This is a genomic window from Pseudomonas sp. PVC-3-1, from assembly GCF_057444315.1.
Genome location: NZ_CM172023.1, coordinates 2372459 through 2397735 on the forward strand (window position 1 = coordinate 2372459; position 25277 = coordinate 2397735).

The window sequence follows — 25277 nt, forward strand, 5'->3', positions numbered from 1 at the left end:
TTCAGCCGAGCAGCACGTTGCTCAGTCGGTCGAACAGCAGGCAGCAGAGCAGCAGCGGTATCGGCAGGCCGAGCAGGGTGCCGAGCATGTAGGGCCAGAAACCGATGCCCGAGAGCGCCAGGCTGTAGTTCAGCGTCGGTGAAGTGATGAAGGCGTGACGCAGCAGGAACACGCTGCTGGCGGGGCGCTGGTCGAGATGGCTGAACACTGCGCGGGTCAGCTTGTTGTTCAGCAGGCGCAGGCCGTTGCCACCGACAGCACGCACGACCAGGAAGGTGAAGCCGCAGGAGAACACTGCCGCGCAATAGGTGATCAGCCCGCCCCAGAGTTTGCCCATGGCCAGCACGGCGGCGGCGAGGAACAGCAGGCCGGGGATGTGCAGCAGGTTGCCCAGGGCGAACAGCCCGACGAACAGCAGCAGGCCGTGCAGGCGGTTGTCGGTCAGCTCGCTGCGCAGGTAGTCGAGGCTGAACTCTTCGTGCAGGCCGCTGGCGCGGTAGAGCAGAACCAGCACCACGGCGAAGGCCAGCAGCAGGATCAGTCGACGAATGCGCCAGAGGGCGGGTGGGACGGCAAGCATGCGGGCGGGCTCAGGGGTACTGCAGGATGTCCTTGATCTTCGGCAGGTGCGCGGCGATCCAGCGCGGATCGATGGCGCCCCAATCGCGGATGCGGTAGTGACCTGCGTTGTTGCGCTCGCCGTCGTGCTGTTCGAAGACGCAGTCGATATCCAGGTCGGCCAGCGCGGCCAGGGTGTCCTGGGCAGTGCGGCGGGGCATGCCGGTGGCCTCCATCAGCGCCGGGACGCTGGTCGCGGTGCCGCTGTCGATCAGCCAGGCGACGTACAGGCGACGGTAGAAACTGCTTTTGGTCTTGCTGACTTCCATCGGGACATTCCTTTGTGGACTGCTACAGCGGCAGCAGCCAGGGTACCAGCACAACGCTGACGATCATCACCAGAATCGTGAAGGGTACGCCAACCTTGACGAAATCGGCGAAGCGATAGCGCCCCGGCCCCAGCACCAGGGTGTTCACCGGCGAGGAGATCGGCGTCATGAACGCGGCCGACGCGGCCAGCGCGACGATCATCGCGAAGGCTTCCGGGGATGCCCCCAGGGCCTTGGCCGTGGCGATGGCGACCGGAGCCATGAGCACGGCGGTAGCGGTGTTGGAGATGAACAGGCCGATCACCGCCGTCAGCACGAACAGGCTGGCAAGGATGGCATAGGTTCCCGCGCCGCCGAGGGCGCCGACCAGGCCATTGACCGCCAGGGTGATGCCGCCGGTCTTCTGCAGGGCGAGAGCGAAGGGCAGCATGCCGACGATCAGCAGTAGGCTCTGCCAGTGGATGGCGCGGTAGGCACTGTCCATGTCGATGCAGCGGAACGCGCCCATCAGCAGGCAGGCGATCAGTGCGGCCATGACGTTGGGCACCAGCCCGCTGACCATCAGGATCACCATCACCGCCAGGCTGAACAGCGCGTGTGGCGCCTGGCTGGCGGCAGGGGCGGCCTCATCGACCTCGGCGGGCAGGCTGAGCACCAGGAAGTCGCGGGCGCGCGCCTGCAACTGGCGGATCTCCTTCCAGCCGCCGATCACCAGCAGCGTGTCGCCGACCTTCAGCTTGGCGTCCAGCAGGCCTTCCACCAGCGCTTCGCGGTTGCGCCGCAGGCCGACCACGTTGAGGCCGAACTGGCTGCGGAACTCCAGGTCCAGCACGCTCTTGCCCTGCAGCGCGGATTCCGGCGGCAGGGTGACTTCGGCCATGCCGACCTCGTGGGCGCGCTCGGTGAAGTAGTCGCCCTGCAGGCTCAGTGGCTCCAGGCCGAATTCGTGGTACATGCCCAGTAGGTCGCTGCGGTCGCCGTAGATATCCACCAGCAGCACGTCGCCGGCATGCAGCACGATGTTGGCGCTGGGGCTGAGGATCTTCAGGCGGAAGTGCACCATGCGCTCGATGGCGACCACGTTGGTGCCGGCGCGGGCGCGCAGTTCGATGTCGCCCAGGCTCATGCCCACCAGTTGCGAGTCGGCACGGATGCGCAGGCGGCGCTCGCGGCCGGCGAGCTGGTAGTCGCGGATCAGGTCGCTGAGGGTGCGGCGCTTGACGCTCTGTTTGTCGTCGTCGCTGTCATCACCCAGCCAGCGCCGCGCCACCAGCATGTAGCCGACGCCGAGCACCAGCACCACCAGGCCGAACGGCGTGAAGCTGAAGAAGCCGAAGCCCTTCGAACCTTCGCGCACCAGCTCGCTGTGGATAACCACGTTGGGTGCAGTGGCGACCAGGGTGAGCATGCCGCTGATCAGCCCGGCGAAGCTCAGCGGCATCATCAGCCGGCGCGGCGACACGTGCAGGCGCGCGGCGATGCTCAGCACCACGGGGATGAAGATGGCGACCACGCCGGTGGAGCTCATCACCGAGCCCAGGCCGGCCACGGCGAGCATCAGCAGCACCAGCAGGCGCGTCTCGCTGGCGCCGGCCCGGCGGGTCAGCCATTCGCCGATGCGGTAGGCCACGCCGGTGCGCACCAGGCCTTCGCCGATGACGAACAGCGCGGCGATCAGGATGACGTTGGGATCGGCGAAGCCGGCCAGCGATTCCTGCACGCTGAGGATGCCGGACAGTGGCAGGGCGACCATCACCAGCAGGGCGACCACGTCCATCCGCGGACGGTTGATGACGAACAGCCCGACGGCGGTGGCGAGCAGGGCGAGGACCCAGATCAGTTGCAGACTCATGCGCTTCCCTAGCGGATTTTCGGCGCCATTGTGCCCGCTGGCGCGGGCGCAATGCCTTGACCCGGTGCAGCTTAGCGAAGCCTGCGCTGCTGCGTGTGAAGCGAAAAGTCCTCAGGGCAGCCGTGCGACCGGGGTGATCTGCCGAGGATCGGTACGCAGCTCGATCAGTGCCGGCTTGCCGCTGGCCTGGGCGCGCTGGAAGGCGTCGGCGAAATCCTCGGTGCGTTCGACCAGTTCACCATGGGCGCCGAAGGCGCGGGCGAGGGCGACGAAGTCGGGGTTGCGCAGTTGCGTGGCACTGATGCGGCCAGGGTACTCGCGCTCCTGGTGCATGCGGATGGTGCCGAGCATGCCGTTGTTGACCACGATGACGGTCAGCGCGGCGCCATATTGCACGGCGGTGGCCAGTTCCTGCGGGTACATCATGAAACAGCCGTCGCCGGCGAAGCACACCACGCTGCGCTGCGGATCGCGCAGCTTGGCGGCGATGGCGGCGGGGAAGCCGTAGCCCATGGCGCCGTTGGTGGGCGCGAGCTGGCTGCGCGGCGAGCGATAGCGGTAGAAACGGTGCACCCAGACGGCGTAGTTGCCGGCCCCGTTACTGATCACGGCGTCGTCCGGCAACGTCTCGTTCAGGTACTGGACGACATGCGTCAGGTCCACGCCCTGCGGCGGTTCTGCGTTTTGCGGCGCGGTGATGTAGCTGAGGTAATCGGCGCGGGCAGCGGCGGTCCATTCGACCCACGGTGTTTCGGCGAGGGGCGCGAGATCGGCCAGGGCGGCGGCGATCTCCGGCATGCCGGCTTCGATGGTCTGGTCAGCCTGGTAGACGCGGCCCAGTTCGCTGGCGTCGGCGTAGACGTGGATCATCGACTGCAATGGGCGCGGGCTCTGGATGAGGGTGTAGCCGGCGCTGGGCGTTTCACTCAGGCGCGAGCCGAGCACCAGCAACAGGTCGGCTTCCTGGACGCGCGCGCTGAGCTTGGGCGAGGCGCCGAAGCCGAGTTGGCCGGCGTACTGCTCGTCGCGGTTGTCGATCAGGTCCTGACGGCGGAACGAGGCCACCAGCGGCAGATGGTTGGCGCGGGCGAAGGCTCGTACCTGTTGGCAGGCTTCGGTGGTCCAGCCGGTGCCGCCAACGATCAGCAGCGGGCGCTTTGCCCGGGCGAGGCGCTCGCGCAGTTCGGCCAGTGCGTCGGCGCTCGGAGCGGCACGGGTAATCGGCGTCGGCTGCACATCAGCGACTTGTGCCGCGCCGAACAGCACTTCCTCCGGCAGCCCGATGACCACCGGGCCGGGCCGCCCGGACTGGGCGACGCGGAAGGCGCGGGCGACGATTTCGGGGATGCGGCGGATGTCATCGATCTCGGTGGCCCACTTGGCCAGGCCGCCGAACATCTGCCGGTAGTCCACCTCCTGGAAGGCCTCGCGGCCCTTGAAGGCGCTTTCCACCTGGCCGATGAAAAGGATCATCGGCGTCGAGTCCTGCATCGCCGTGTGCACGCCGTTGGCCGCGTGGGTCGCGCCCGGCCCACGGGTAACGAAGCAGACGCCGGGCCTGCCGGTGAGCTTGCCGTAGGCATCGGCCATGTTCGAGGCGGCGCCTTCGTGGCGGGTGACGATGGTCTGGATATCGGCGGCGTCGTGCAGGGCATCGAGAACCGGGAGGTAGCTTTCGCCGGGGATGCAGTAGACGGTGTCCGTGGCGTGGTGCAGCAGGGCATCGACGAGGATCTGGCCGCCGTTGCGGGCTGGAGAGTCTGGCATGGCTGTTCGCTTGAGGGGGGACGGGTGCCGGTGATCTTCAGCCAAGCAGCGGCGCCTTCCAAGCGACGATTCTTCCGGAGGTCATTCCGGCAAGGAATGGCGCCACAGCGGGCCGAACCTGGCTGTCGGCAAAAAGACACTGGTCGATCTTTCGAGGGCACGGCACTATCTTCCTGCCATCTGGGAGGGCGTAGTCAATGAACGGATTCGATCTGGAACCCTGCGTCGCGGCGGGCAGCGTCGCGGACATCGCGCACATCGAGCGGCTGTGCGACATCGGCAGATTTCAGGATGCCTACGAGCAGGCCTTGAGGCTGGGGCCGCTGGAGGAGTGGCGGGGGCCGCAGGCCCTGGCGCTGGCCTCGCGACTGCTGCGGCACCTGGGGGCGCAGCGGCTGGCACGGGTTTTCGCCTGGCGCGCCTGGCGTGCCGACCGACGCAGCTATGCCGGTTGTCTGGTGCATGGGCGAGAGCTGTTGTCGCGGCGCGGACACTATTTCGTCTGGCGCTGGATCCATCAGCTGGCTCCGCTCCACGGCACCGCCGATGAAGAGGCGGAGTGGCTGTCTTTCATCGCGCTGCAGGCTGCACATCTGCGCGACTTCACTCGCTCCCGCGAGACCATGGAGCGCGCCCTGGAGCTGAGCCCGGGGCAAGCCTGGTTGCACGTCGAGCAGGCTTACTGCCTGGAACAGGAGGACCGCTTCGCCGAGGCGTTGCAGGCCTGCGAGCGGGTGCTGGAAACCTGGCCCGATTACCGGGCGGCCCGGCAACAGGCCGCGTCGATGGAGATGCTGCTGGGCCGCGACGCCGAGGCTATGGCGCGCTTGCAGGTCGCGGCCCGGGAAACCCAGAGCGCGGCATTGCTCTCGCAGCTTGGCGGGTGGCTGATCGAGCATCAGCGCCTCGACGAGGCCGAGCAGACCCTGCGGCGGGCCGAGGCCTGCGCCATCCTCAACGACGCAGGGCTCAAGCGCTGGTATGCGGCGCGCTACTGCGATATCGCCTGCCTGCGCGGCGACTACGAAAACGGCCGGCACTATGCCGAACAGGCCGGCCCTGGCTTCTACCAGGGGATCGCTGAAAAACTGCGGGCGCCCCAGGGGCAGCGTCGCCTGCTGCCGGTATCTTTCGTTCGGCAGCACCACGTCACCTGCGGCCCCGCGACATTGACCGCAATCGCCCGGTTCTGGGGGCGAGGTGTCGAACATCTGCAGGTCGCGGAGGAGATTTGCTACGACGGCACACCACATTTCGCGGAGCGCAACTGGGCCGAGCGCAATGCCTGGCTGGCGCGTGAGTTCACTGTCGACTGGGGTAGTTGTGTCGCGCTCATAGACCGCGGCATCCCGTTCACTCTCACCACGCAGACCACCGGCAGCGGACACCTGCAGGCTGTCATCGGTTACGACGCCCCCCGTGGCACCTTGTTGCTGCGCGATCCATCTCAACGCGATTACAACGAACTGCTCGCCGAATCCTTCTTTGCCGAACGCAAGGCTTTCGGTCCGCGCGGCATGCTGATGCTGCCGGCTGACGAGGCAGCGCGGCTGGAGGGCTTGGAGCTTCCCGACGCGGCGCAGTGGGATGCCTATTACGCCGTGATCGGCGCCCTGGAAGTGCATCATCGGGAACAGGCGCGGGAAGGACTCGCCAGGATGCTGCAGCACTGGCCCGATGACCGCCTGACGGCACAGGCCGAACGAGCCCTGGCCGGGTACGACGGCAGCGAGGCGGGCCGCCTGGCGGCCACCGAAAAATTGCTGAGGATGTTCCCCGAGGACGCCAACCTGAGGTTGTCCAAGGCGTCGTCGCTGGAGCAGCTGGCGACCCGCGCGGAACAGCAGGAGTGGTATTCGCAGATCGCGGAGCACAGCGCGGACGTCTGGGTGCTGGTGCGCTACGCGCATTTCCTCGCCGAGGACGGTAGCCGCCAGGCGCAGGCACAGGCGCTTTTCCAGCGCGCCCTGTATGGTCATCCGACGCTGGCGACGGCCTGGCAGGGCCTTGCTTCGCTGCTCTGGGGCGAGGGCCGGCAGGAGGAGGCCACCGAGTTGTATCGGGTTGCCGCCTGCCTCGATGAGTTCAATGAAGGCCACGCGCTGGCCTTCTTCCGCTCCAGCCGCTGGTTGCGCCAGGGCGAAGTGGCGCTGGAATTCCTCCGGCAACGGGCTGAACGCCTGGGAAATCGCAACAGCGGGCCGGTGATCAGTCTGTGCCAACTGCTCGATGAACTGGAGCGCGTGCAGGAGATGTTCACGTTGCTGGAGCGGGGGCTCGCACGACTGCCCGAGGACCCTGAACTGCTGCTGTACGCCTCGGACGCCTATGGGCGCTACGGCCGGCTCGAGGAAGCCGAGGCCTGCCTGCGCCGGGCCGAGTCGCGCTGCCAGCGCGGGCGCTGGGTGCGCGCCCACGCCTGGCACCTGCAGCGCAGTGGCGCCGACCATGATCTGGCCTTGCAGGAGGTGGGCGAGGCGCTCGAGCAGGAGCCGCTCAACCTGGGCCTGCAACGCCTGTACGCCGATCTGCTGCAGAAGCGCCAGGGACGGGCGGCGGCACTTGCGCACCTGGCTGACCTCGTGGCCCGTTACCCCCATCACTGCGGGGTAGCGGAGATGCACTACGGATGGCTTTCGAGCGAGCCCCTGGTCGACAAGGAGCGCGCATTGCGCCATCTGCTGGCGATCAACCCGGCCTATCCCTGGGCGCTGCGTGAACTGGCGGTCAACCTGGCCAACCAGGCGCGCGGCGATGAGGCGCTGGAGCAGGCCGAGGTCGCGCTTGGATTGGAACCGCGTTCGTCCAACGGTGCCTCGACCATGGCCTTCGTGCGCCTGCGGCGCGGCGAGCGCGAGATGGCGCGGGAATACCTGCGACTGGCGCTGGAGTGCTCGGTAGACAACGACTACGCCATCGAGACACTAGTGGAACTGGCCGCCAGCCGGGAAGAAAGCCTGCAGGCGCTGACCCTGGTGGCCGACCAGCTCAGGCGGCAGGTGACCTTTGGTGACGGCCTGCTGGGCTACCAGCGCGTCGCGCAGCCACTGCTCGAAGCGGAGGCGGTTCTGCAGACGCTGCAGGAGGCGCTGGCGCAGCGCCCCGACCTGTGGCAAGCCTGGCTGGCGGTCGCGATCCAGCAACGCGCGTGCGGCCAGCAGGAGGCCGCCAGCACCCTGCTGAGCAGCGCCATCGAGCGCTTCCCTCTGCTGCCGCGCCTTTACCTGGAGCTGGCCCAGCTGCACCTTGTCGCGAAGGACTTTGCCGCGTGTCGCGAGGTGCTGGAGAAGAGCTTCGCCATCAACCTCGTCTGGGTTCCGGCCATTCGCACCTACCTGGAATCGCTGCTGGAGGAAGATGCCGAGCTGGCGCCGGGGCTGGCGCTGCTGAAGCGTGCGCTGCTGCGCGAGCCGGAGAATACTGCTTTGCGGGTCTGGCAGGCATATCTGCTGGGGCGCGTCGAGCGCTTCGTCAAGCAGCGCGAGGCGCTGGAAAGGGCCCTGAAGGAAGAACCGGATAACCAGTGGGCGTGGAATCAGCTGCGAGAGCTGGACGAGCGCGAGCGCACGCCGGAAGCGGCCGTCACGCTGGCCAGGCAACTGGTGGAACTGCGCGCCGGCGATCCGGCCGCCTGGCAGGCCTTGGCCGAACTCAGCCAGGGTGACGAGCGTGGCGCGGCCCTGCGTGAAGCGTTGCGCCTGGCGCCTTTCGGCTGGGCGGCGGGAGAGGGCTATCTGAAATGGCTGATCGAGCAGCGCCGCTTCGAGGAGGTGGGCCAGTGGCTCGATGGGCCGCCCTGGCAGGGCAACGCGCCGGTGGAGTTCGAGTTGTACCGCGCTCGCGCCCAGCGCGCCGCGGGGCGGAACCGGGAGGCGGTTGGCGCGCTGCGGCAACTGTTGGCGCGGGCGGAAAACTTCTTCGAAGGCTGGCGCCAACTGGCCGACTATCACGACGAGGATGGCGAGGCCGCGCCTTATGTCGAAGCCGCCCGGCAGATGGTCGCACTGCGCCCGCAACTGGCGATGGCCCATGGCTTCCTGGGGCATGCGCTGGTCGCCGCCGCGCAGCCTGCCCAGGCGGAGGCCTCCTTCGAGCGCGCCCTGGAACTGGACGCCAACTACCCGTTCGCCTGGTTCCAGCTGTTCGACCTGCGCCTGGATCGCCAGGCGACTGTCGCCTGCGAGGAAATGCTGCACGCCATGGCCGTCCACACGACGGGGCCGGCCCTCGATCTGCGGATGGTGCGCCTCGGTGTGGCCGAGGACCGTTTCGCCGCGCACCTTCGCGACGGCCTGAAACGCCTCGCGCAGAGTGACGAGGACGTCGGGGAAGTCTGGAGCCGGGCCGAAGACGCCGTGATGGGGGCCGCGCGCGAGCATGTTCTGGTGCAGGAGGTTGAGCAAAGCCTGCAGCAGGGCAGCGCCAATACGGTCGCCGCTCGCGCCTGGCTGCGCCGCCAGGCTGGGGCGCTGGTGCCGGGGGGCCTGCTGAGGGCGTTCAAGCGCATGCTGCCCAAGGACCGCCAGGGGAATCTCGCCGTGGCGATGTTGGGCCTGCTGGCCGACCGCCCCGCTGATAGTGCGGTGCTGCGCAGCACCTGTTACCTGCTGCGCGAAACGATGAAAAGAGACATGCGGATCTGGTCCCATGCCAGCTACGCGCTCTCCAACCATGGCGAGTGGTACACCCTGACCAGCATGCTGGGCGACTGGCGCGAGCGCAACGACGCACCGGCCTGGGCGCTGGACAACCTTTCCCTGGGCCTGCGCGAGCTGGGCAGGGACGAGGAGGCGGGCGAAGTCTCCCGACGCGCCCTGGCCCTGGATGACGGCAACCTGGAGGCCCGGTTGTGGCTGACTGTCGATCACGCGATCAGCGATGACCTGGGCGCGTTGGCCAGCGGCCTGGCGGCGATTCCCGTGGAGTCGCTGCGGCCTTACTACGCCTGCCTGTGGCACCTGGCGGAGGGCTATCGCGAGGCGCGCGAAAGTGGGCATGCGCGTCATGCGCAGGGGCAATTCGAACTGGCGCGCCGGCAGGCGGCGGGCAGTCGCAGCCACGGGGTCTATCGTCGGCTGCGCCGCAGACTGGCCGCGGCGCTGGCAAGGCGTCAGCGCTCCTGGCTGGAACGCCTATGGTGGCGGATCCAGCTGCACTGAGTCGCTGTTGCCGACATCAACAGGCGGCGCCGGTGGCCATTCAGGGCAGCCGGGCCGCTCGGCGACGCAGGGCGCGACGACGAACCGCGCTGGTATTTGCCCAGGGTTGACTATGGTTGATGCACGGACGCACCTGCGTCCGCAGGACGTTTTGCTGCAGAAGGAGACCCTCCCATGTACCCCCTTTCGTCCCGAGCGCTACTCGCCGGCCTGTTCGCCACCTCCAGCCTGCCCCTATACGCCGCCCTGCCTTCGGCGCCGGGGTATGTCGATGACAGCGGCTACAGCGCCGCGGCCAAGACCCGAATCCTCCCGGCGATGTTCGAGCAGAAGCTCACCAGCACGAAGTACATCGCCAAGTCCGACAATCCTTTGATCACCCTGGCCGAATCCAGCGGCTTCAAGGAAACCTCCGATTACCACCAGACCCGCGCCTGGTTGCAGAAGCTGGCGGATGCCTCCGGCGGCGCCATTACCTTGAGCGATTTGCCGGAGAACAGCGCGACCGGCGAGCCGATGCTATTGGTCACCGCCAGCCGCGAGGCGGACAAGTCCGCGGCGGGGCTGAACAAATCCGGCAAGCCGACCGTTTTCGTCGAAGCGGAAATCCACCCCGGCGAAGCCAACGGCAAGGATGCGATGTTCATGCTGCTGCGCGACATGACCACCGGCGACAAGCCGCTGGCAGGGTTGCTGGACAAGATCAACATCGTCTTCATCCCCACCGTGAACATCGACGGCGACCTGCGCCGCAGCCCCTACGGGCGGATCAACCAGAATGGCCCGGAGGTCACCGGCTGGCGGGTCAACGGTCTGAACTACAACCTCAACCGTGACTTCACCAAGCTCGACAGCGCGGAAATCCGCAACGTCGCCTCAGTGTTCAACCAGTACGACCTGAGCTTCTTCGTCGATACCCATTCCACCGACGGCGCCATGTACCCCTACGACAGCTCCTATTGCCACAACGGCAACGGCTGGTCGCCGGCCTCCAGCGAGTGGATGGACAAGGTCATGCGGCCGCCGGTGTACAAGGAGCTGGAAAGCGACGGCCATGTGGTCCACGAGTGCATCAGCTTCAACGACAACCAGGACCCGACCAAAGGCTATTACCCCTATCGCACGGACCTGGCGCGTTTCTCCAACCAATACGGCGACATCCGCAACGTGCCGTCGATCCTCATCGAGCAGCACGCGCTGCATCCTTATGAAACCCAGGTGCTGGGCAACTATGTGATGCTCAAGGCGATGTTCCAGGTGATCGGCGACAACGCCGAATCGCTCAAGCAGGCCATCGCCAAGGACCGCGAGCGCCTGGCCGCGCAGAAGGAGGTGATCCTCACCTGGAAGCCTGGCAAGGAGCAGCACACGCCGTTCACCGTCGGCGACTACCGCTACGAGGAATCACCGATCACCGGCAAGAAGACCATCGTCTGGAGCAACAAGCCCAAGCAACTCAACGTGCCGATCAGCGACAACTCGGTGCCGGACCTGGTGGTGAAGCGGCCGAAGCAGTTCGTGGTGCCGGTGCAATGGAGCGAGGTGATCGCTCGGCTGAAGTCCCATGGAATCCAGATGAAGACCCTGGACAAGGCCACGCCCATCGAGGTGACCCTGAACCGCATGGACGACATCAAGCTGGCGGGCGGCTTCGAGCCTGACCGCGCCGCCACCAACGAGATTCCCGGCTACGAGGGGCACCTGCTGGTCAGCGGCGTGGGCAAGCCGTTCCAGAGATTGCAGACCTACCCGGCGGGCTCGGTGGTGATCGATACCGACCAGCCGCTGGGCGTGCTGGCGATTAACCTGCTGACGGCGGAAAGCCCGGACTCGTTCTGGTCCTGGGGCTTCTTCAACTCGACCCTGGTGGTGGCCGAGGAGCCGGAGGAGTACGTGATGGAGCCGATGGCGCGCAAGATGCTCGCCGAGGATCCGAAGCTCAAGGCCGAGTTCGAGAAGAAGCTCAAGGACGACAAGGCCTTCGCCAAGGACGCCCAGGCGCGCCTGCAGTGGTTCTACCAGCGCACGCCGTTCTATGACGTGAATGCCTACGTGTATCCGGTGGGGGCGGTGTACTAGAAGCTGACTCTAGGAGCGAGCTTGCTCGCGAACAGGCCTGGAGCTGGGCGGTTCGCGAGCAAGCTCGCTCCTACAGAGGGCTGCGGAAAGCACAAGGCCCGCATTGGCGGGCCTTGTGGTGGCACTTACAGGCTGGCGATCTTCTCGCGCTGCTGGATCAGGTTGGTCACCGCCTGCTCGGCTTCAGCCAGCTTGGCGCGTTCCTTCTCGATCACTTCCGGCGGGGCCTTGGCGACGAAGCCTTCGTTGGACAGCTTGCCGCCCACGCGTTTGACTTCGCCTTCCAGGCGCTGGATTTCCTTGTCCAGGCGCGCCATCTCGGCAGCCTTGTCGATCAGGCCGGCCATCGGTACCAGTACCTGCAGATCACCGACCAGCGCGGTGGCGGACATCGGCGGTTCTTCGCCTTCGTCCAGCACACGGATGGTCTCGAGCTTGGCCAGCTTCATCAGCAGCGGCTCGTTGTCGGCGAGGCGACGGTGGTCTTCGGGCGATGCGTTGTTCAGTACCAGGTCGATGCGCTTGGCCATGGAGATGTTCATCTCGCCGCGGATCTGGCGGATGCCCAGCATCAGGGCCTTGACCCACTCGATGTCGCCTTCGGCGGCCGCGTCGATCTTCGCCTCGTCGGCAATCGGCCAGGGTTGCAGCATCAGGGTGTCACCGGACTTGCCAGCGGCGGTCTTGATGCGCTGCCAGATTTCCTCGGTGATGAACGGCATGAACGGGTGCGCCAGGCGCAGTGCGGTTTCCAGCACGCGCGCCAGGGTGCGACGGGTGCCGCGCTGACGTTCGATCGGCGCGTTTTCGTCCCACAGCACCGGCTTGACCAGTTCCAGGTACCAGGCGCAGTACTCGTCCCAGATGAACTCGTAGAGGGCCTGGGTGGCGAGGTCGAAGCGGAAGGCGTCGAGCTGACGGGCGACTTCGATCTCGGTGCGCTGCAGAGCGGAGATGATCCAGCGGTCCACCGAGGACAGCTCGACCGGCTCGCCATTCACGCCGGTGTCCTTGCCATCGGTGTTCTCGATGACGAAGTTGGCAGCGTTCCACAGCTTGTTGCAGAAGTTGCGATAGCCCTCGACGCGGCCCATGTCGAACTTGATGTCACGACCGGTGGAAGCCAGCGAGCAGAAGGTGAAGCGCAGGGCGTCGGTGCCGTAGCTGGCGATGCCTTCGGGGAACTCGGCCTTGGTCTGCTTGGCGATCTTCTCGGCGAGCTTGGGCTGCATCATGCCGCTGGTGCGTTTCTCCAGCAGCTCGTCCAAGGTAATGCCATCGACAATGTCCAGCGGGTCGAGCACGTTGCCCTTGGACTTGGACATCTTCTGGCCCTGGCCATCGCGCACCAGACCGTGGACGTAGACGGTCTTGAACGGGATCTGCGCGGTGCCATCGCCATTCTTGATCAGGTGCATGGTCAGCATGATCATGCGCGCAACCCAGAAGAAGATGATGTCGAAGCCGGTCACCAGCACGTCGGTGGGGTGGAAGGTCTTCAGGTACTCGGTCTGTTCCGGCCAGCCGAGGGTGGAGAAGGTCCACAGGCCCGAGCTGAACCAGGTATCGAGGACGTCTTCGTCCTGACGCAGGTTGGCGTCGCCCAGGTTGTGCTTGGCGCGCACCTCGGCTTCGTTGCGGCCGACGTAGACGTTGCCGGCGTCGTCGTACCAGGCCGGGATGCGGTGGCCCCACCAAAGCTGGCGGCTGATGCACCAGTCCTGGATGTCGCGCATCCAGCTGAAGTACATGTTCTCGTACTGCTTGGGCACGAACTGGATGCGGCCATCTTCCACGGCGGCGATGGCGGGTTCGGCCAGCGGCTTGGTGGAGACGTACCACTGGTCGGTCAGCCAGGGTTCGATGACGGTGCCGGAGCGGTCGCCCTTGGGCACTTTCAGTGCGTGGTCGTCGATCTTCTCGAGCAGGCCGGCGGCCTCGAAGTCGGCGACGATCTGCTTGCGCGCGACGAAGCGGTCGAGGCCGGCGTAGGCGGCCGGCAGGCTGGAGTCGAACTCGGCGTTGACGCTGCCGTCGAGCTGGAACACCTGGGCGGTCCCGAGCACGGCGGCGTTCTTGTCGAAGATGTTGATCAGCGGCAGGTTGTGGCGCTTGCCGACTTCATAGTCGTTGAAGTCGTGGGCCGGGGTGATCTTCACGCAGCCGGTGCCGAACTCGCGGTCGACGTAGTCGTCGGCGATGATCGGGATGCGCCGGCCCACCAGCGGCAGGTCGATGAAGGTGCCGATCAGGGCGGCGTAACGCTCGTCTTCCGGGTGCACGGCGACGGCGCTGTCACCCAGCATGGTTTCCGGACGGGTAGTAGCGACGATCAGGTGATCCTTGCCGTCGGCGGTCTTGTTGCCGTCGGCCAGCGGGTAGCGCAGGTGCCAGAGGTGGCCCTTCTCGTCGTGGTTCTCCACTTCCAGGTCGGAAATGGCGGTGTGGAACTTGGTGTCCCAGTTGACCAGGCGCTTGCCGCGATAGATCAGGCCGTCCTCGTGCAGGCGCACGAAGGCTTCCTTGACCGCTTCGGACAGGCCGTCGTCCATGGTAAAGCGCTCGCGCGACCAGTCCACGGAGGAACCCAGGCGACGAATCTGGCGGGTGATGGTGCCGCCGGACTGGTCCTTCCACTCCCAGACCTTCTCCAGGAACTTCTCGCGGCCCAGGTCATGACGGGCGATGCCCTGCGCGGCCAGTTGGCGTTCCACCACCATCTGGGTGGCGATGCCGGCGTGGTCGGTGCCCGGTTGCCACAGGGTGTTGCGGCCCTGCATGCGGCGGTAGCGGATCAGCGCGTCCATGATGGCGTTGTTGAAGCCGTGACCCATGTGCAGGCTGCCGGTGACGTTCGGCGGCGGGATCATGATGGTGTACGGCTCGCCGGAACCTTGCGGGGCGAAGTAGTTCTCTTTCTCCCACAGGGGGTACCAGTGGGATTCGATGGCGTGGGGCTGGTAGGTCTTGTCCATGAGCGCGGCGGGACCCTGATAAGGCTAGACGGAAAACCGCTGAGTATAACGGGAGGCGGGGCGCTCAGGCCACCGGCGCGGATGGCCATGCGCCCAAAGGGGCTGTAGGAGCGAGCTTGCTCGCGAACCCGCCTGATGCCTGATGGTTCGGGCATGAAGCTTCGCGAGCAAGGCCTTGGCGCTCCCTCGTTCCTACAGAGAGGGATCGGGTTTGGCAGTCAGGGCTTGCGCTGCGCCAGCAGGCGCTGCATGCGCGCTTCGAGGCGGCGCTGCAGTTCGGCTTCGATCTGCGGGGCGAAGTCGTCGAGGACGTCCTGCAGGATCAGTTGGGCCGCGGCGCGCAGCTCCAGGTCCAGGCGGTTCAGCTCGCTGGCTGCAGGCGATGCCTGCGGCGCGGCGGGTTGCGCAACGGCCGGCTCCGGCGCCTGCGGCGCGGGCGTGACGACGTCGGAGAGCAGCGGAATGTTATCCGGCTCGAAGGATTCGGTGAGCAGGGGCGGCTCGGCGCCCGACTCGTCCAGCAGGTCCTGGATCTTCTTCAGGTCTTCCAGCAGGTGGTCGGGGTCGTGCGGGGGCTTGCGGTTGTCCATGGTCTTGGCAGAGACGCTCTCAAGGGCGCGGCAGGCGGTGATCCTGCAAAGGATAGCCCTGCTCGCGGTAGCGGCGGAAATTCTCCCGCGCGGCCTGACGAATCGCTGGTTCCTCGATCACCAGTTCGGCGACCCGGTTGAAGCGGTCGACGAAGGAGGGGATGGCCAGGGTCAGGTTGATCAGCAGGTCCCGGTGGCTCTCCGGCGGCTCGCCGAGGGCGAGTACGATCGGCGAGTCGGCGTCTTCTTCCACCGCATTGTGTGGGATGAAGGTTTCGCCCCGGAAGTTCCACAGCCGGGCATCCAGCGCTTCGCGCTGGGCCTCGTCGCTGCACAGCACGAAGATGCGCATGCCTTGCCGCCAGGCCTTTTCGGCGAGGCGGCAGGCGATGGTCAGGCGTGCGTCGGGATCGGCGCTGGGTATGACGTAGAAATCCACACGCGTCATTTTTTGGCCCCAAAGCTGCTGCGTTTGCTCATGCTGCGTTGAAAACCTGCGCAAATTGCTCATTTACAAAACGTAAACTGCGCATTTGCGCAGGATTTCGCCTTGCCTGAGCGGCACTCGCGACGCTTTGGGTTCCAAAAAACATTTCTGTCTACTCCGTTACTTGGCGCGGTCCAGCAGGTACTGGGTCAGCAGCGGAACCGGGCGGCCAGTGGCGCCTTTGTCCTTGCCGCCGCTGATCCACGCGGTGCCGGCGATGTCCAGGTGCGCCCAGTGGAACTTCTTGGCGAAGCGCGACAGGAAGCAGCCGGCGGTGATGGTGCCGGCCTTCGGCCCGCCGATGTTGGCGATGTCGGCGAACGGGCTGTCCAGCTGCTCCTGGTACTCGTCGAACAGCGGCAGTTGCCAGGCGCGGTCGTCGGCGACTTCACCGGCCTTGAGCAGTTGCTTGACCAGCGCGTCGTTGTTGCCCATCAGGCCCGAGGTGTTGGAACCCAGGGCGACGATGCAGGCGCCGGTGAGGGTGGCAATGTCCACCACGGACTGCGGCTTGAAGCGCTCGACATAGGTCAGCGCGTCGCACAGCACCAGGCGGCCTTCGGCGTCGGTGTTGAGGATTTCGACGGTCTGGCCGCTCATGGTGGTGACGATGTCGCCCGGACGGGTGGCGCCGCCGCTGGGCATGTTCTCGGCGCAGGCCATGACACCCACCAGGTTGATCGGCAGTTGCAGCTCCAGCACGGCGCGGAAGGTGCCGAACACGGAGGCGGCGCCGCACATGTCGAACTTCATCTCGTCCATGCCCAGGCCTGGCTTGAGGCTGATGCCGCCGGTGTCGAAGGTGATGCCCTTGCCGACCAGGACGTGCGGGGCCTCGTCCTTCTTCTTCGCGCCGTTGTATTGCAGCACGATCAGGCGTGGCGGCTGGTCGCTGCCCTGGGCGACAGCGAGGAAGGAGCCCATGCCCAGTTCGCGCAGTTTCTTCTCGTCGAGCACTTCGACCTTCAGGCCCTTGTATTCCTTGCCCAGCGCCTTGGCCTGCTCGCCGAGGAAGGTCGGGTGGCAGAGGTTTGGCGGCAGATTGCCCAGGTCGCGGGTCAGGGCCATGCCGTTGGCGATGGCCTGGGCTTCCTTGGCGCCCTGCTCGACGGCGGCGGCATCGGCCTTGTCGGTGAGCAGGGTGATTTTCTTCAGCTTCGGCGCTTCGGCCTTCTGGCTCTTGAATCGGTCGAAGACGTAGGTGCCGTCGGCCAGGGTTTCCACCTGCAGGCGGGCCTTGCCATGGGCATTACGGCCTTTCACGGCCAGGTCGCCCAGGGCCAGGACGGCGTCGCCGCCGCCCAGGTTCTTCAGGTTGCCGAGGACGGCGGAAACCAGTTTGCGGTAGGCGCGGTCGGAGAGTTCGCGCTCTTTGCCGGCGCCGACCAGCAGGACGCGCTCGGCCTTAAGGTTGGGTAAATCCTGCAGTAGTAGAGTCTGGCCCACCTTGCCTGCCAGATCGCCACGCTTGAGCAGGTTGGCGATGGCTCCGCCGGTGGCTTCGTCGACGGCCTTGGCGGTGGCGCCAAGCTTGCGGCCTTCGCCCACGGCGATGACCAGGGTGGCGGTCTTGAGAGTTTCCGGACGTACGCTTTTTACAAGGAATTCCATGGCTGAGTGTCCCCGGGACAAAGAGCAGAATGGTCTGCGAATGAAGATGGACTGCGCAGTGACAGGCCTGGCGAATCGCAGGATAATGCCGGCTATTTGCGCTGGGTCGCGTCCGCGCGCACCCGGCAATGCTTCACGGCGGCTAGTTTGAGCGTAGCCGCCTGAGCGTGACAACCCTGGAGTGTCCGGTTTGATTGTCTTCCGTTACCTGTCCCGTGAAGTGTTGATCACCATGAGCGCGGTCAGCGCCGTGCTGCTGGTCATCATCATGAGCGGCCGTTTCATCAAGTACCTGGCGCAGGCGGCCCAAGGCCTGCTCGATCCGGGTTCGCTGTTCATGATCATGGGCGTGCGCCTGCCGGGCTTCCTGCAGCTGATCCTGCCGCTGGGGCTGTTCCTCGGCATCCTGCTGGCCTATGGCCGCCTGTACCTGGACAGCGAGATGACCGTGCTCACCGCCACCGGCATGAGCCAGCAGCGCCTGCTGGCCATCACCTTGGCGCCGGCGCTGTTCATCGCCCTGCTGGTGGCGTGGCTGAGCCTGTGGCTGGCGCCCCAGGGCATCACCCAGATGCAGCTGCTGCTGAACAAGCAGGACGCGATGACCGAGTTCGACACCTTGGCGCCGGGGCGCTTCCAGTCGATGCGCGACGGCACGCGGGTGACCTATACCGAAACCCTGGCCAACGAACGGACGGAGCTGGGCGGGGTGTTCATCTCCGACAAGAACCGCCCGCGCAACGGCAAGGACGGCGGCACTTCGGTACTGGTCGGCACCACCGGCGTGCAGGAAATCCACGCGGACGGCAGTCGCTACCTGATCCTCAAGGATGGCTACCGCTACGACGGTACGCCTGGCCAGGCCGATTACCGCGAGATCAAGTACGACACCTACGCCGCGCTTCTGCCCAAGCCGGAAGTGAGCAGCGAGATCGACGACCGCGACGCCATCCCCACCTCCGAACTGCTGGGCAGCGATGACCCGCGCATGCAGTCCGAGCTGCAGTGGCGCCTGTCCATCCCGCTGTTGGTGTTCGTGGTGACTGTGCTGGCGGTGCCGCTGTCGCGTGTCAACCCGCGTCAGGGCCGCTTCCTCAAGCTGCTGCCGGCGGTGCTGCTGTACATGGCCTACCTGGCCCTGCTGATCGCCGGGCGCGGCATGCTCGACAAGGGCAAGATCCCCATGGCTCTCGGCCTGTGGTGGATCCACGGGATATTCCTGGCCATTGGCCTGTTGTTGCTGTACTGGGAGCCGCTGCGTCTGAAGCTGGCCGCCAAGCGAGCGAAGTCGGGCGGGGAGCTGAAGCATGCGTAAGCTGGATCGTTACATCGGCACGACCGTCTTCGTTTCCATTCTCGCGGTGCTCGGGGTGATCCTCGGGCTGGCCGAGCTGTTCGCCTTCGTCGACCAGTTGGGGCAGATCAGCGACACCTACACCCTCGGCGAGGCGCTCAAGTTCGTCCTGCTGACCGCGCCCAGCCGCGCCTACGACATGCTGCCGATGGCCGCGCTGATCGGCTGCCTGGTGGGCCTGGGTACCCTGGCCAGCAACAGCGAGCTGACCATCATGCGCGCCGCCGGTGTATCGCTGCAGCGCATCGTCTGGGCGGTGATGAAGCCGATGCTGGTGCTGATGTTTGCCGGCATCCTGATCGGCGAGTACGTGATTCCCTACACCGAAACCGCCGCCCAGAGCGGCCGCGCCCTGGCCCAGAGCGGCAACGGCTCGCAAAGCTCCAAGTCGGGACTGTGGCACCGCCAGGGCCACGAGTTCATCCACATCAACGTGGTGCGCCCGGACGGTGTGCTGCTGGGTGTGACCCGCTACAACTTCGACGACAACCGCCGCCTGCAGTCCGCGAGCTTCGCCCGCCAGGCCGTGTTCGAGAACAACCAGTGGCAACTGCAGGACGTGACCACCAGCGTGCTGCACGCCGCGGAAAAACGCAGTGAAGTGGTGAGCGCGGCGAGCGAGACCTGGAACATCCAGCTCAGCCCGCAGTTGCTCAACACCGTGGTGATGGAGCCCGAAGCGCTGTCGATCACCGGCCTGTGGGGCTACATCCATTACCTGCAGGACCAGGGCCTGAGCTCGAACCGCTACTGGCTGGCGTTCTGGACCAAGATCCTGCAACCGCTGGTAACGGCCGCCCTGGTGCTGATGGCGATCTCGTTCATTTTCGGCCCGCTGCGCAGCGTGACTCTCGGTCAGCGCGTGTTCACCGGCGTGCTCGTGGGCTTCACCTTCCGCATCGCCCAGGACCTGCTCGGCCCGTCCAGCCAGGTGTTCAACTTCCCGCCGCTGCTGGCGGTGCTGGTGCCGGCGGCGATCTGTGCCTTCCTCGGCACCCTGTTGTTGAAGCGAGCCGGATAAGCCCTGTAGGAGCGAGCTTGCTCGCGAACCTCTCGCCACCGAGTGGGGATGTATCGCGAGCAAGCTCGCTCCTACAGAGAGCAAAAGCAAAAAGCCGGCAATCGCCGGCTTTTTTGTGCCCCCGAGGATCAGCCCCGGCCCTGTGTGGCCTTGCGCACAGCCTTGGGAATCTGGATCACCACGCTTTCCGAGTAGCGGTCCTGCCAGGTGCGCTTGTCCTTGTCCCAGAGCATCCAGAGGAAGCCGAGGCCGGCGCAGGCCCACGAACCGATGGCGATGACGAAGCGCAGCAGCGCCTGCATCAGGCTGATGCGCGTGCCGTCGGCGTTCTGTACGCGCACGCCCCAGACCTGCATGCCCAGGGTCTGGCCGCTGTGGGTCCAGAACTTCGCGAAGAAGGCGAACACGCTGATGAACAGCACGCTGGAGAGCAGCGGGTCGCCGGTCAGCGCGCCCTGGTCGGCCAGCATCCGGAGCTTCTCGCTTCCATAGATCAGGCGCAGGAAGCCTTGCTGGTAGATCAGTGTCACGACCATCAGCAGGGCCACGCAGAGCAGGAAGTCGTAGAACATCGCGGCAAGGCGACGGAGGAGCGTGGCGGGCGGGAAGTTTCCCACGGGCTGGAGCTGCTGCGGCTTGGGCATGAGCGTCTTCTGTGGCGATCAGGGTGGATGGGGCCGGGATTATACGGATTCCGCCGCGCAGCGCCCGACGGCGGAGGCTGTTCTAAGCTCAAACCACGCCGCTGCCCACGGGGGAGTGGCAATGCGTCGCAGGTCGCGGCGCCGTCAAGCAAGGAACAAGGATGCCGCTACGCACCTACACCCGGCGCAGGCTCTTGCCCCGTCTGGTCTTTTCCCTTTCCATGGCGCTGCTGCCGCTGTTGCTGGGCAGCGTGATCATCTACTGGCAGACCTTGCGTGCCCTGTCTAGCGAGGCTCGCACCGCCTCGAACGAGGCGGTGCGCCTGTTCGACGTGATGCTCAGCAATGCCACGGCGGCGGCGCGGGTAGCGTTGCTGCATGACGATGAGGCTTGCGACGATGCCACCCAGGTGCTCAGGGAGCAGGTCGCTGTCGTGCCATTCGTCCGTTCGCTCAACCTGACCCGCGACGACGACATCTATTGCACCTCGCTCTTCGGTGAGTTCGACGAACGCATCGATCCTACTCTTTATGTGGACGGCACCCTGCGCATGATGGCCGGCAACCGGGTGACGCCGCACTACGCCCTGCTGATCCTGCGCCGCGCGGAAGGGCCTCATGCGGCCCTGGCGACCGTGGACGGGCGTTACCTGAGCAATACACTGCAACTGGTCGACCAGCGCAGCGACCTGCAACTGCACGTCGGCAGGCAATGGATGGACGAGGCGGGCATCGTTCGCGACGGCTCGCCCAACCCCCTGCCGCTGGGGCAGGTCGTCCAGCACTCGGAGCGATTTCCCTACTCGGTGATCGGTGGCTTCCCTGCCGGCGCGCAGTGGCAGCACATCCGCGAGGATTCGCTGCCCCTGGTGACACTGATGTTCATGTTGGGCGGGATTTCCGGATTCGTCTGTTTCTGGCTCTGGGGGCGTTCGGCCACGCCGAGCCTGGAGCTGGAGAGGGCCCTGCTGGCTGGCGAATTCGTGCCCTACCTGCAACCGCTGGTGGATGCCCGGGATGGGCGCTGGGTGGGCGCGGAAGTGCTGATGCGCTGGATTCACCCGCGCGAGGGCATGGTCGGCCCTGATCTGTTCATTCCCATGGCGGAGCGGTCAGGGCTGATCGTGGCGATGACCCGTGAACTGATGCACCAGGTTGCAGATGGGCTGGCGCCGCACGGGCAACTGCTGGGTCAGGGCTTCCACCTGGGCTTCAACATCAGCGCTCGGCACTGCACCGAGTCGGGGCTGTCCGACGATTGCCGGGACTTCCAGGCGCGTTTCCTGCCCCATCGCCCCGAGCTCACCCTGGAGCTGACCGAGCGTGAGCTGATCGTGTCCAGCGAAGTGACTGACGAGCTTTTCGACAACCTCCATGGGCTGGGCGTCAAGCTGGCCATCGACGACTTCGGCACCGGCAACTCGAGCCTGGCCTACCTGCATCGCTTCAAGGTGGATGCGCTGAAGATCGACAAGAGCTTCGTGGCGATGATCGGCGTGGATGCGCTGTCCTCGCACGTCCTCGACAGCATCGTCGAACTCTGCGGCAAGCTCGACCTGATGATCATCGCCGAGGGCGTGGAAACCGAGGAGCAGCGGGCCTATCTCGCCCTGCGCGGCGTTGAGGTGCTCCAGGGGTATCTGTTCGACCGGCCAATGCCATTGGCGGCGTTCGTCCAGGCGCTGCAGGAGCGACAAGGAACGAGCTGAGGTCACTTGCTGCCCCTTCACCCTGCTGGCCGATTGAGCTTGAGCGGATTTTCCTCACCCTGAGGAGCAGCGGGGGCGCTGGCTATTGCCATCGCGAGAATAATTGACTCGGTAGTTTGCTTATGAATAGCCGGATAAATATAGGCTGAAGATGTAATAATTTCTCGTCTGTTGTTGGATGGCTGCTTCTTTGAATAAGTTATCAGCAGGCTTTGTTGTTAATTTTAAAAGCGATATAGGTAGCGGTTTTTACTTTTTCTTCACACTTTTTTTATGTGAATTTAATGATTGGTACTGTTGTTCTTGAAGTTTGCCTGGGAATACTTTGAGCGCTCCTTTTCTAATTCCTGTCTGGACGGTTTTCGGCACTTGTCGTTGAGGCTGTGTTTGGCTCTAATGCGCGTGGTTGTTGGGGTGTTGGCTTTTTGGCGCTAAAGATTCGTTCAACTTTTTCGCTAGCTATTTGTATATATAGCGTCGTGTCTGCGACGACTGGTATTGAATTACCGCGTCGGCGGGGTGGCGATTCGCCATTTAACTAATAGAGTCTTTGAAAAGGACCCGAAAAGAGAGTCTTGATAATGTCTGTTAGTTCCCGTGGTTTTACCCTGATCGAGTTGATGGTGGTGGCGGCGATAGTGGCGATCCTGGCCGCAATTGCTTATCCCAGCTATCAGCAGTACGTCATCCGGGGCAAGCGATCCGCGGCCCAGGCACAGATGATGGATATCGCCAATCGCCAGCAGCAGTTCCTGTTGGCCAATCGCGCCTATGCCAGCAAATCCGCACTGGAAGGTGGCGGCTACGTGCTGCCCAGCGAGGTGTCCGCCAACTACGGTTACGACATCACCGTGGGCAGCGGCACTCCGCCCACCTTCACGATCACCTTCACCCCCAGTGGCGCGCAGGCCAGCGACGGCAACCTGACCCTCAGCAGCGACGGCACCAGGACGCCGTCCGCCAAGTGGTGATCGTCATGATGACCTCCCGCCAGAACGGTGTGACCTTGATCGAGCTGCTGATCAGCATCCTGATCATTTCCCTTGGCTTGCTTGGCCTGGCCAAGCTGCAGATGCGCATGCAGTTGTCGGACATGGAGTCCTACCAGCGCGCGCAGGCGCTGCTGTTGCTCAATGACATTTCCAGTCGGATGGCGGCCAATTCCAACAATGCGTCCAGCTACGTCACTGGCGCCTCTTCGCCGGTCGGCTCCGGCATGACCTGTTCGACCACTACCGGCACCCGTCAGCAGGCGGATATCGCCGACTGGTGCAACAGCCTGCAGGGTGCAGCGGAGGTCGGTGGCGGCAACGTCAAGGCCGGCGCCATGCTGGGCGGGCGCGGCTGCATCCAGTCGCTGGGTAGCAATCAGTACATGATCACGGTTGCCTGGCAGGGAATGAGCCCCATTTCGGCGCCGCCCTCGAGCGTGGCGTGCGGTACGGGCAGCTATGACGGCAGCTCCGGTTGCAGCAACGATCTGTGCCGGCGCGTGGTGACCACCGTCGTGCGGGTGGCCACCCTATGAGCCGCGCTACTGCGCAGCGCGGATTCACGCTGGTGGAGCTGATGGTTGCCGTGACCATCGGCTTGATCATCATGGCGGGAGTCCTGTCGCTCTACCTGAACCTGAGTCGTACCAACGACGACATGGCCAAGACCAACGCCCTGATCGAAAACGGTCGGTTCGCGGTGGGGCTGATGCAGGAAGACTTCGCCCATGCCGGCTTCTGGAACGGATACATTCCCCAGTTCGATGACCTGACGGTGACCGGTATTCCCGGCGACGTGCCGACGGCCCTGGCGCCAGTGTGCTCGGACTTCTCCACCTGGACCGCTGCCGACAAGGTCAATGCCGTCGGTATCGTGGTACAGACCTACTCGGCGGTGCCCAGCGGCTGTTCGGGAATCATCTCTGACCTGGCGGCGAACTCCGACGTGGTGGTGATTCGCCATGCGGAGAACTGCGTGCCCGGCGTTGGCAACTGCGAGGCACTGACGGCCGGCAAGGTGTATTTCCAGGCCTCCTTCTGCGACACCGATGCCGGCCCTACGACCCCCAATCCGTTTGTGCTCGCGACCACCGGTTTTACCCTGCGCAAGCGCGACTGCACGACCCTGGGCGAGCGCCGCAAGTTCATCACCAACGTCTATTACGTGCGCACCTATGCCGTGACGGCCGGGGATGGCATTCCCACCCTGATGCGCGCGCAGTTCGATACCTCCGGGGGGGCCACGCCGACTAATGGCCTGCAGGCGGCCGTGCCGCTGATCGAGGGCATCGAGTCCTTCCGGGTCGAGCTGGGACTCGACAACGTCAGTGACTCCGGCGCAGCGGTGAACTACGCCCAGGGCGTGTCCTGGGCTGACAGCAGTACCAAGACCTCGCCCACCAATCGGGGGGACGGTTCCCCAGACGGCAGCTTCATTCACTGCGGTTCGGCTTCCTGCACCGCAGATCAACTGGTCAATGTCGTCGAGGCGCGTCTCTACGTCGTCGCGCGCACCCGCTCCCCGACACCAGGCTACAGCTCCGACAAGACCTATGCCCTCGGCTCGACCACCCTCGGCCCCTACACCGATGGCTACAAACGGCACCTGTTCACTTCCAGCGCCACGCTGGTGAACGTATCCCGGCGGAGGCAGACGCCATGAAGACGCACCGCAGTATGAGAAGCCAGCAGGGCGCGACCCTGGTGGTCACCTTGGTGATGTTGCTGATGCTGATGCTGATGGTGGGCAGTTCCTACACCCTCAGCGGCACCAATCTCAAGGCCGTGGGCAACATGCAGTTCCGCAACGAGGCGATCGCCTCCGCCAACATCGGCATCGAGCGGGTGCTGGGGTCAGCCTTTACCTCTGCACCGACGGCGGAACAGCTCAACGTCGACATCAACAATGACGGCACCACCGACTACCAGGTGTCGATGGCAACCCCGATCTGCCTGAGCGCGAAACAGGGAGCCGGGTCTTCGCTCTGCGGCAAGCAGACCCAGAGCATGTGCAGCCAGGACTGGAACACCGTCTGGGAATTGAACGCGACCGTGACCGATGCCGTGACCGGGACGGCGGTGAAGGTTCGCTCGGGCGTGCGCGTGCAGCTCACCGATACGCAGAAGCAGACCGTGTGTGGAGCATGAAG

18 protein-coding genes are annotated in these 25277 nt (G+C 65.3%); 9 read left to right on the forward strand and 9 right to left on the reverse strand.

Going from position 1 to position 25277, the window contains the following annotated elements:
• Position 1: 1 nt before the first annotated feature.
• From AC2T4A_RS10980 to AC2T4A_RS10995, 4 genes are all read right to left on the reverse strand, one after another.
• Positions 2–580, reverse strand: a complete 579-nt coding sequence (locus AC2T4A_RS10980; protein WP_416744574.1) for a VTT domain-containing protein — start codon at positions 578–580, stop codon at positions 2–4.
• A gap of 10 nt (positions 581–590) precedes the next feature.
• Positions 591–887 carry a winged helix-turn-helix domain-containing protein gene (locus AC2T4A_RS10985; protein WP_416744573.1) on the reverse strand — a complete coding sequence of 99 codons (297 nt, stop codon included), beginning with the start codon at positions 885–887 and terminating at the stop codon, positions 591–593.
• Between the two features lie 22 nt (positions 888–909).
• Positions 910–2739 (reverse strand): SLC13 family permease, encoded by a 1830-nt coding sequence (locus AC2T4A_RS10990; RefSeq protein ID WP_416744572.1) that lies wholly within the window; start codon positions 2737–2739, stop codon positions 910–912.
• Between the two features lie 111 nt (positions 2740–2850).
• Entirely contained in the window at positions 2851–4506 is a 1656-nt protein-coding gene (locus tag AC2T4A_RS10995) for a thiamine pyrophosphate-binding protein (protein WP_486743287.1), read from the reverse strand.
• A gap of 197 nt (positions 4507–4703) precedes the next feature.
• Between AC2T4A_RS10995 and AC2T4A_RS11000 the strand changes: the two genes are divergently transcribed.
• Together AC2T4A_RS11000 and AC2T4A_RS11005 are read left to right on the forward strand one after the other, a co-directional pair.
• The gene (locus AC2T4A_RS11000; RefSeq protein WP_486743288.1) at positions 4704–9665 is read left to right on the forward strand and encodes a C39 family peptidase; all 4962 of its coding nucleotides are present in this window, start codon (positions 4704–4706) and stop codon (positions 9663–9665) included.
• Positions 9666–9839: 174 nt separating this feature from the next.
• The gene (locus AC2T4A_RS11005) at positions 9840–11744 is read left to right on the forward strand and encodes a M14 family metallopeptidase (RefSeq protein WP_486743289.1); all 1905 of its coding nucleotides are present in this window, start codon (positions 9840–9842) and stop codon (positions 11742–11744) included.
• 125 nt (positions 11745–11869) lie between these two features.
• On the opposite strand, the gene AC2T4A_RS11010 is transcribed toward AC2T4A_RS11005, so the two are convergent.
• From AC2T4A_RS11010 to AC2T4A_RS11025, 4 genes are all read right to left on the reverse strand, one after another.
• The gene (locus AC2T4A_RS11010; protein WP_486743290.1) at positions 11870–14719 is read right to left on the reverse strand and encodes a valine--tRNA ligase; all 2850 of its coding nucleotides are present in this window, start codon (positions 14717–14719) and stop codon (positions 11870–11872) included.
• A gap of 218 nt (positions 14720–14937) precedes the next feature.
• Positions 14938–15309 carry a DNA polymerase III subunit chi gene (locus AC2T4A_RS11015; protein WP_486743291.1) on the reverse strand — a complete coding sequence of 124 codons (372 nt, stop codon included), beginning with the start codon at positions 15307–15309 and terminating at the stop codon, positions 14938–14940.
• 19 nt (positions 15310–15328) lie between these two features.
• The gene (locus AC2T4A_RS11020; protein ID WP_478377765.1) at positions 15329–15757 is read right to left on the reverse strand and encodes a DNA polymerase III subunit chi; all 429 of its coding nucleotides are present in this window, start codon (positions 15755–15757) and stop codon (positions 15329–15331) included.
• A gap of 159 nt (positions 15758–15916) precedes the next feature.
• Positions 15917–17407: a leucyl aminopeptidase gene (locus AC2T4A_RS11025; RefSeq protein WP_486743292.1), complete on the reverse strand. Its 1491-nt coding sequence runs from the start codon at positions 17405–17407 to the stop codon at positions 15917–15919.
• A gap of 190 nt (positions 17408–17597) precedes the next feature.
• Between AC2T4A_RS11025 and lptF the strand changes: the two genes are divergently transcribed.
• Both lptF and lptG read left to right on the forward strand, forming a co-directional pair.
• On the forward strand, positions 17598–18722 hold the full coding sequence (gene lptF, locus AC2T4A_RS11030; RefSeq protein WP_416744564.1) for an LPS export ABC transporter permease LptF: 1125 nt from the start codon (positions 17598–17600) through the stop codon (positions 18720–18722).
• Positions 18715–19782 (forward strand): LPS export ABC transporter permease LptG, encoded by a 1068-nt coding sequence (gene lptG / locus AC2T4A_RS11035; protein WP_416744563.1) that lies wholly within the window; start codon positions 18715–18717, stop codon positions 19780–19782. Before lptF ends, lptG begins: the two co-directional genes overlap by 8 nt.
• Before the next feature lie 128 nt (positions 19783–19910).
• Here lptG and AC2T4A_RS11040 read toward each other — a convergent pair whose 3' ends face one another.
• Complete coding sequence (locus AC2T4A_RS11040; RefSeq protein ID WP_486743293.1) at positions 19911–20426, reverse strand: RDD family protein; 516 nt, start codon at positions 20424–20426, stop codon at positions 19911–19913.
• Positions 20427–20587: 161 nt separating this feature from the next.
• On the opposite strand from AC2T4A_RS11040, the gene AC2T4A_RS11045 reads away from it, so the two are divergent.
• From AC2T4A_RS11045 to AC2T4A_RS11065, 5 genes are all read left to right on the forward strand, one after another.
• Positions 20588–22135, forward strand: coding sequence for an EAL domain-containing protein (locus AC2T4A_RS11045; protein WP_486743294.1), 1548 nt, complete (start codon positions 20588–20590; stop codon positions 22133–22135).
• A 581-nt stretch (positions 22136–22716) separates the two neighbouring features.
• Complete coding sequence (locus AC2T4A_RS11050; protein WP_486743295.1) at positions 22717–23106, forward strand: type IV pilin protein; 390 nt, start codon at positions 22717–22719, stop codon at positions 23104–23106.
• Positions 23107–23111: 5 nt separating this feature from the next.
• Complete coding sequence (pilV, locus tag AC2T4A_RS11055; RefSeq protein ID WP_486743296.1) at positions 23112–23663, forward strand: type IV pilus modification protein PilV; 552 nt, start codon at positions 23112–23114, stop codon at positions 23661–23663.
• Complete coding sequence (locus AC2T4A_RS11060) at positions 23660–24790, forward strand: PilW family protein (RefSeq protein ID WP_486743297.1); 1131 nt, start codon at positions 23660–23662, stop codon at positions 24788–24790. Before pilV ends, AC2T4A_RS11060 begins: the two co-directional genes overlap by 4 nt.
• On the forward strand, positions 24787–25275 hold the full coding sequence (locus AC2T4A_RS11065; RefSeq protein ID WP_416744557.1) for a hypothetical protein: 489 nt from the start codon (positions 24787–24789) through the stop codon (positions 25273–25275). The genes AC2T4A_RS11060 and AC2T4A_RS11065 overlap by 4 nt, the downstream gene beginning before the upstream one ends.
• Positions 25276–25277 lie beyond the last annotated feature (2 nt).